Origin of the sequence: Flavobacterium sp. GCM10022190 (genome assembly GCF_042656445.1) — a bacterium.
Taxonomy (GTDB): Bacteria; Bacteroidota; Bacteroidia; order Flavobacteriales; family Flavobacteriaceae; genus Flavobacterium; species Flavobacterium nitratireducens.
This window is the reverse complement of sequence record NZ_JBHSOQ010000005.1, coordinates 118,498-125,684: the sequence shown is the minus strand read 5'-3', so window position 1 is coordinate 125,684 and position 7,187 is coordinate 118,498. Positions and strand designations below refer to the sequence as shown.

The 7,187-nt window shown below is 33.1% G+C and carries 7 protein-coding genes; all 7 read right to left on the bottom strand.

All coding sequences use genetic code 11. The features are described from left to right. Nucleotides 1–581: 581 nt before the first annotated feature. Nucleotides 582–1,193, bottom strand: coding sequence for an acetyltransferase (locus tag ACFPTQ_RS14795; protein ID WP_379778471.1), 612 nt, complete (start codon nt 1,191–1,193; stop codon nt 582–584). After that, complete coding sequence (locus ACFPTQ_RS14790) at nt 1,183–1,785, bottom strand: sugar transferase (RefSeq protein ID WP_379778469.1); 603 nt, start codon at nt 1,783–1,785, stop codon at nt 1,183–1,185. The genes ACFPTQ_RS14795 and ACFPTQ_RS14790 overlap by 11 nt, the downstream gene beginning before the upstream one ends. Nucleotides 1,786–1,908: 123 nt before the next feature. After that, a complete protein-coding gene (locus ACFPTQ_RS14785; protein WP_379778467.1) occupies nt 1,909–3,042 on the bottom strand; it encodes a glycosyltransferase family 4 protein in 1,134 nt (377 codons plus the stop codon). Nucleotides 3,043–3,044: 2 nt separating this feature from the next. Next, nucleotides 3,045–3,920, bottom strand: coding sequence for a glycosyltransferase family 2 protein (locus ACFPTQ_RS14780; protein WP_379778465.1), 876 nt, complete (start codon nt 3,918–3,920; stop codon nt 3,045–3,047). Continuing rightward, nucleotides 3,920–5,032, bottom strand: coding sequence for a glycosyltransferase family 1 protein (locus ACFPTQ_RS14775; RefSeq protein WP_379778463.1), 1,113 nt, complete (start codon nt 5,030–5,032; stop codon nt 3,920–3,922). Before ACFPTQ_RS14775 ends, ACFPTQ_RS14780 begins: the two co-directional genes overlap by 1 nt. 3 nt (nt 5,033–5,035) lie before the next feature. Then, a complete protein-coding gene (locus tag ACFPTQ_RS14770) occupies nt 5,036–6,085 on the bottom strand; it encodes a glycosyltransferase family 2 protein (RefSeq protein WP_379778461.1) in 1,050 nt (349 codons plus the stop codon). 11 nt (nt 6,086–6,096) lie between these two features. Continuing rightward, nucleotides 6,097–7,185, bottom strand: coding sequence for an EpsG family protein (locus ACFPTQ_RS14765; protein ID WP_379778459.1), 1,089 nt, complete (start codon nt 7,183–7,185; stop codon nt 6,097–6,099). Nucleotides 7,186–7,187: the final 2 nt, after the last annotated feature.

The following is a 7,187-nucleotide window of genomic DNA, read 5'->3' as shown; positions in this document are numbered from 1 at the left end:
CCCATCTTGTATACTATACTTCTCGATACATTTTGGCTTAATCAAAAAACCTCTTTAAAATCAAATCTATCAAGCCAAAACACTCGAAGTGACGAAGCGATAATAATCCTCACAATACGTCTGTTCGAGTGATTTTAATAAAAATGCGATAGCTTTTTTATCAAATTTGTATTGAGAACATTTATCTAAACTAAACTTCTCAATACCACCACCGTCAGTTCGAGTTGAGAACTAATTTGCGATAGAAAATGAGTTCGAAGTATCGAGAACCATCTTGTATACTATACTTCTCGATACATTTTGGCTTAATCAAAAAACCTCTTTAAAATCAAATCTATCAAGCCAAAACACTCGAAGTGACGAAGCGATAATAATCCTCACAATACGTCTGTTCGAGTAATTTTAATAAAAATGCGATAGCTTTTTTATTAAAATTGTATCGAGAACCCTTGTGTATCCTATACTTCTCGATACTACCACCGTCAGTTCGAGTTGAGAACTAATTTGCGATAGAAAATGAGTTCGAAGTATCGAGAACCCTTGTGTAAACTAAACTTCTTCATACAATATAACTTGCACAATTATTTTTTACTTTTTATTATCCTACCGGGATTTCCAACGACTACTGCATAATCCGGAACGTCCTTTATTATGACTGCCCCTGCGCCAATTGTAGCCCATTTACCGATTTTTATCCCCTGAATGACTTTGGCCCCAATTCCGATATGTGTTCCTTCACCCACACTTACTCCTCCCGCCAATGCACAATTAGGTGATAAATGAACATAATCCTCCACCACACAATCGTGTTCCACTATAGCCGCTGTGTTGATTATACAATGCTTTCCTATGGATGCATCTGAATTGATAATGGCTCCTGGAGCAACTACAGTTCCTTCTCCTATACTAGCGAATTTTGAAATTATAGCATTCGGATGAATGGCTATATGAAAATCGGTTTCCAGTTTTTGGACAATATTTTTTCTTATCTCATTATTACCTATAGCGATTATCACCTTCGATTCTTTCGAAAAATCGCAGGCATCCGAACGAAAAACAGTTATCCCTAATAGCTGTTCGGTCTTAGGATTATCATCAATGATTGCAGTAATCATTTCATCATTGGATTGTAAAATATCAATCACCACTTTGCAGTGCCCACTGGCTCCAAATAATACTATCTTATTTTCCATTAAAAGGTTCTATTGTGGCAGCATCAGCCGCATTAATTCCTTCACTTTTTACTACTTTCAAAATGGTTTTAAACAGAATTTTCAAATCCAGAATAAACGAAAGATGATCTACATACCATACATCTAACTCAAATTTTTTTTTCCATGTGATCGCATTGCGCCCATTAACCTGCGCCCAACCTGTAATCCCTGGTTTTACTTCATGTCTTCTATTTTGAAAATCTGAATACAAATGTAGATACTGAACTAATAGTGGTCTTGGTCCAATTAAACTCATATCTCCTTTAAGTACGTTCAACAATTGCGGAATTTCATCTAAAGAAGTTTTACGGACAAAAGCCCCTATAGTCGTTAAACGTTCTGCATCCGATAATAAATTCCCATACGCGTCTTTTTTGTCGTTCATGGTTTTGAACTTCACGATTTTGAAAATCTTACCATTCTTACCAGGACGAAGTTGAAAAAAGAAAGGTTTCCCACTATTGGCAACAAACAAGCAAATGGTAACGAACAAAAAGATCGGACTCAAAATTATTAATCCTATTAAAGCTACAACAAAATCTAATACTCTTTTAAAAAATGATTGATACATATTGTTTTTAGTCGTTAGTAACTAGTCCTTAGTTCTTAGTTTTATCTCGTTTTTATTCGTTATTCTAAACTGTTTCTGTTCTCTACACTTCCAACTCCCAACTTCTAACCTCTAACTTATAACTTATAACTTTCTATACTCTTCTAAAACTGCCTCCCAAACCAATTGCTGTTCGTATCGAGAAACGATCTTATTTCTTAAATTGGATTGCAATTGAAGATACAATTCTTCATCCTCCACCATTTTCAACATAGCTTGATACAATGCTGCAACATTTTTTGGCGGAACAATTATCCCGTTCTCTCCATCCATAATAATCTCATTAGAACCATTAATATCCGTTACAATACTTGGCAATCCCATAGCTCCTGCCTGTAAAACTACATTCGGAAAACCTTCGCGGTAAGATGGAAAAACCAGACAATCTGCAATTGAATAGTATAATCGAACATCTGTTTGAAATCCTACTGTAATAATATTTGGATTGGATTGAATTTCGTTTAAAGTATTGGACTGTAATGGATCTAAATCTGATTCGAAAGGCCCTACTAAAAGAAGTCGGGAGTTGGAAGTGGGGAGTTGGGAAAAGGCTGATACTAATTCGTTAATCCCTTTATCACCAACCAAGCGTCCTACGAAAATAAAAACAAAATCATTTTCATTTATATCCAACTCTTTTTTTAATTTTTGCTGTTCTTGACAAGAGACTTGTTCTTTTGAAAAATAAGCCGTATCAATTCCGTTTACATTTCCACTAGCAATTACCTTCAAGGGTTTCGATGTAATTTTATAGTGTATCAAATCATTTCGGACCCCTTTTCCTTCAGGGTAAACATGGGTAGCACAGTAACAAAGCACACGATCCATAGTAATTAAAAGTCGTTGTAAAAACCCTGTTTTACTTGGAAAAATCAGTCCTGTAAAAGTATGAATTCGAACAGGAACCCCAGCTAATTTAGCGGCGATCATTGACAACAAACCTGCTTTGGGAGTAATGGAATGTACGATTTGTGGCTTTTCTTTTTTAAATACGACATAAAGTTTCCACAAAGAAATCAAGTCTTTTAGCGGACTGATGTTTCTTTGCATCTGAACCGAAATAGTTCTAACTTTTTCTCTTTCGGCAACGGTATTTAGATGTTCATCATCTCCAGAAACAGCAATTACTTCAAAATATTGATTCAAAAAAGCCAATTGTCCTTTGAGTAAAAAATCCAAAGATAGTGCTACAGTGGAGGTGCGGATTACTTTTTTCAATTCTACTTTACTCTTACTTTATATTGAATCAACAAATAAAGCATCACTCCAAAAGGGATAGCGACTACAGTTAACAGCTTTTCAGGTGTATCATTTAAGAAATTGTTTTTTTTCAAAATAATACAACTCGAAACATAATGAATGGCTTCTATAAACTTTCGTTTCATAGATTTAGAATATTTCATCGTTGTAATACGATTGTATATAAATCCTTTGGGGTATTTTAAGTACTGAGCAAACATAGTATTACTTGAACCGTCTTCCTGATATTCAACAATGACTAAGGCTTCATTAATTGTAGCCAATTGATACTCTTTATCAATAAACAAATACTTGGTACCAAGACCTACGTATTTTTCTCCTTCAAAAATGGGATATTCAGGATAACGCTTGATAACATCTGTGCGATAGACTAATTTTTTATCTCCTTTTCCTCCTTGTAGATAAAAATCCTCTAAGGTGGTATAGGCAGTTTGAAATTCAGTTCCTATGATTTCACCTGATGCTATTGCATCCAGACCAATGATACCCGCATATTTTTCTTTGTCAACGGTATTCCATTTCTTCAAAATCAATTCCACCGCATTATCGGGCATATAATCGTCTGAATCAATACAAGTATTTAATTCGGTATCTATATTTTTGTAAGCCGTATTATGTGCCCCGTGCATTCCTTGATTTTCCTGATAAATGTAGCGGATAATAATACGATTCTCACTAATCCATTGCGCTACTAGTTCTTTAGTATTATCCGATGAACCATCATCAACAAGCAACCATTGAAAATCATCCGAAGTTTGTCTGCACAAACTTTCATATAACCTTGGTAATAAATGCGCTCTATTGTAAGCAGGGGTAAATACCGTTAAAGTTTTCATTATTTTCCTTGTAAAAGTGCTGTATATTTTTCTTCCAGGATTCGAACATTAGCACCAATATCGTATCCTTTTTCTTTTATTAGAAAAGAAACATCTTTTTTATCGAATTGATTCAAAGCATGAATTTTATTAGCCCATTGAACTACTGATTCTTTCAATGAAATCACGGTTATATTTTCTGGAATTAAAATTGCTTCTATAGGAATTCCATCTGAGATTATACATTGAATACCACTTGCCTGAGCTTCCACTAATGATACTGGTAAACCTTCAAATAAGGATGGAAAAAGAAACACATCCATCGCTTGGAGCAAATCATTCACATCACTTCTGGAACCTAAAAAAGTAACTTTTTCTTCTATTCCTAAGTTTTTTACTTGCTCTTGAATAGTCAATTTCAATTCACCTTCTCCAACCAAAAATAATTGTTGTTGTGAATCTCGCTGTAAAAGTAAATGGAAAACGGTGATTAGAAACTCATGGTTTTTCTGCACGTTGAACCGCCCTACATGTATGAAATTCTTGGTTTGTTCTGCATTTAATTCCTTTCGTATTTGAAGCGATTTTTCTTCATTATAAGCAAACAATTTCGAGTCAATCGCATTAGTCATTGTAAAAGCTTGAGGAGCTATTTTTTTGCCAAAAAGCCAAAGACTGGCTTCATCACCACATGAAAAATAGGTATTCACATAACGCATCATTCTTTTCTTCCAAAACCATCGAAAGGGATATTTTAAATCGAATTTAGATTTAGAATTATGTCCATGCGCTATAATAACTGGAACGCCTCGTTTGTAGGCTTCTTTATAAAAAAAATAACCTAATTCCGAACACTGACCATGAATGATGGAATACTGATTTTTATCAAAAAACTGAACAATCTGCTGTTTGTAGTTGGCTAATTTAAAAGGATGAACATTCGAAAAACGAAATATTTTTCCGCCCAAGCCTACAATTTCCTCTTCATAAGCTCCTCTTTCCTCCCGATGCACTACAAAATCAAATTGAAATTTTGATTTATCTAATTTTCGATAATAGTTCATCACATTGGTTTCGGCACCACCGCGATTCATAATGGTAAATAATTGTAAAATACGTACAGGTTCTTGCATGAACTATTTATTAATTATTTTTTTTATGCCCAATAACATCATCATTAATGGAATAGGCATATTATATTTGGCAAAAAAGAAAAAAACTTTCCAATGAACAGGAAAATATTTCAGTTGTAAAGCTATTACGGCTTTCCTATATCGCTCGGAAGAAAGAATCTTTTTTAACTTTGAATACTTTTCTAACAAAGATGTTTTTGCATATAACTCATTAATACCTAACCCAATAATTCCTAATGAAATTCTATTTTGAAAAGCCTTTTGGAATGTTGCATCTAATTCTTTATTTTCAATAAACTGTTCCACTCTATCATACAATTCTCCCCACTGAATCATTAAATTTGATTTGTAAACAGAAGTTAAAGAGTTTTGATTATTTTTTCGATAATGGTACAAACAAAGATGAATATTTACTATTGATTTAACATGTAGAAAATAATACACATTGAACAACATATCTTCTGTACCTATTAATTTGCAATCTGTGAAATAAATTGCATTTGATTTTATAATCTCAGTCTTATACAATTTGCCCCAAGCGGTTACAATAGAATCTGCATTTTCAGGATATGTCAATTCTTCTTCATATAAACCTATAATCCTTCTGTAAATTTTTCTTGATTCATTTTCATTAAAAGTTACATCTCCTTCTAGGATGAATTTCTCTTCACTGTGAATAGAAAACTCTTTACAATAGGAGAATAAAACGACATCTGCATTCGTACTCTTCACGTTATCTACTAACAATTGACAAGTATTTAAATCAATCCAATCATCACTATCTACAAAAAGAATATAATCTCCTTGTACATAATCAATCCCTGTATTTCTTGCTGCTGACAATCCTGCATTTTGCTGATTAATTAATTGAATTCTATTATCGATTAATTGATACTCTTGGCAAATATTGAGGCTATCATCGGTTGAACCATCATTTACAATAATGATTTCCAACTCAGTATACGTTTGATTTATTACACTATCTAAGCATTGTCTTAAATAGGCCGAAACATTGTAGACTGGAATAATTATACTTATTGAAAAATTACTCATATTACAATATACTATGAAGGCATTAAAATCACATTCATCAAATAACTAAAAGCAAAATAAGCTAATAGTACAGTTCCTAAAACCCTATGTTGATTTTTAATCTGAATTTTGGTAATAAATGGATATACAATTATGATTCCCATCATAAACCATGATAAATAAGCAAAACGATTAGAGAAGTTAGCCCTAATCACCAAAATCCAAAAACCATTTGCTGCTAAATAAACACAAACCAACCGATTGTAAATAGGATTCTGGAATTTTTTTTTAAAGATAAAAAAATAAGCGGCATACACTGCTGAGGCCGAATATAAAACAAAATCCCAACGAAAACCCGTACTAGAAAATTCTCCTTGCTCGTTAGTTCCAGTTAAGTAACTCACCCTATCATCTTCCATTAAACCAGCAAAAAGTCCTTCCCAAAAACCACCAGCGACCAAAGACAAAGGAATACAAGCCAGCCAACCATAGAAATATTTTTTATGATCATTATAAAAATAGGTCAAAATCAAAGCCGCAGTAGGTATTGCTATTGACTTATGAAAACCTAAGGCTACAATAACCCAAATCACTTTAAATACGAGTTTGTCTCTTGATAAAGCATATAAAAAGATTGAGGTCGCTATACCATTACGAATCCCGTTTGTTCCAAAAGCCCAAAAGGAAAAAGAAGCAACTAATGCCAAAAATGCATAATAATTATATGCTGCAAACCACTTTCTACAAGCGGCCCAGAGCGGTAAAACATACAATAAAGTACAAAGTAAAAAAAATGAGGAAGCAGTCATTATTTGAGCACAATTATACATAAAATACTCAAATACGATATCGCTTGATGGAATAAATGGAAAACCCTGTTGGTATTTTTCAAAAGAATAATTGTAAACTACCATGTCTCCAAAGCGCCAATTAATAGGTCTTAAGCCCATGTAAAACACAACAAATACAACCAACAAAAAACCTAATATACTTATTCCCTTAAGGTTCTTTCTATCGGTAATCGGAATAGATTTTGATCTTATAAAGGATATAATTACAATTAATAATATAACGTAAAAATAGATTGGAGTATAAAATTCTAAAGGAACTAATGTATTCAATA

Bases quoted from the DNA above. Each gene is read 5' to 3' on its own strand.
- ACFPTQ_RS14795 (WP_379778471.1), bottom strand. From the start codon at position 1,193: ATGGAAAATAAGATAGTATTATTTGGAGCCAGTGGGCACTGCAAAGTG.
- ACFPTQ_RS14790 (WP_379778469.1), bottom strand. From the start codon at position 1,785: ATGTATCAATCATTTTTTAAAAGAGTATTAGATTTTGTTGTAGCTTTA.
- ACFPTQ_RS14780 (WP_379778465.1), bottom strand. From the start codon at position 3,920: ATGAAAACTTTAACGGTATTTACCCCTGCTTACAATAGAGCGCATTTA.
- ACFPTQ_RS14775 (WP_379778463.1), bottom strand. From the start codon at position 5,032: ATGCAAGAACCTGTACGTATTTTACAATTATTTACCATTATGAATCGC.
- ACFPTQ_RS14770 (WP_379778461.1), bottom strand. From the start codon at position 6,085: ATGAGTAATTTTTCAATAAGTATAATTATTCCAGTCTACAATGTTTCG.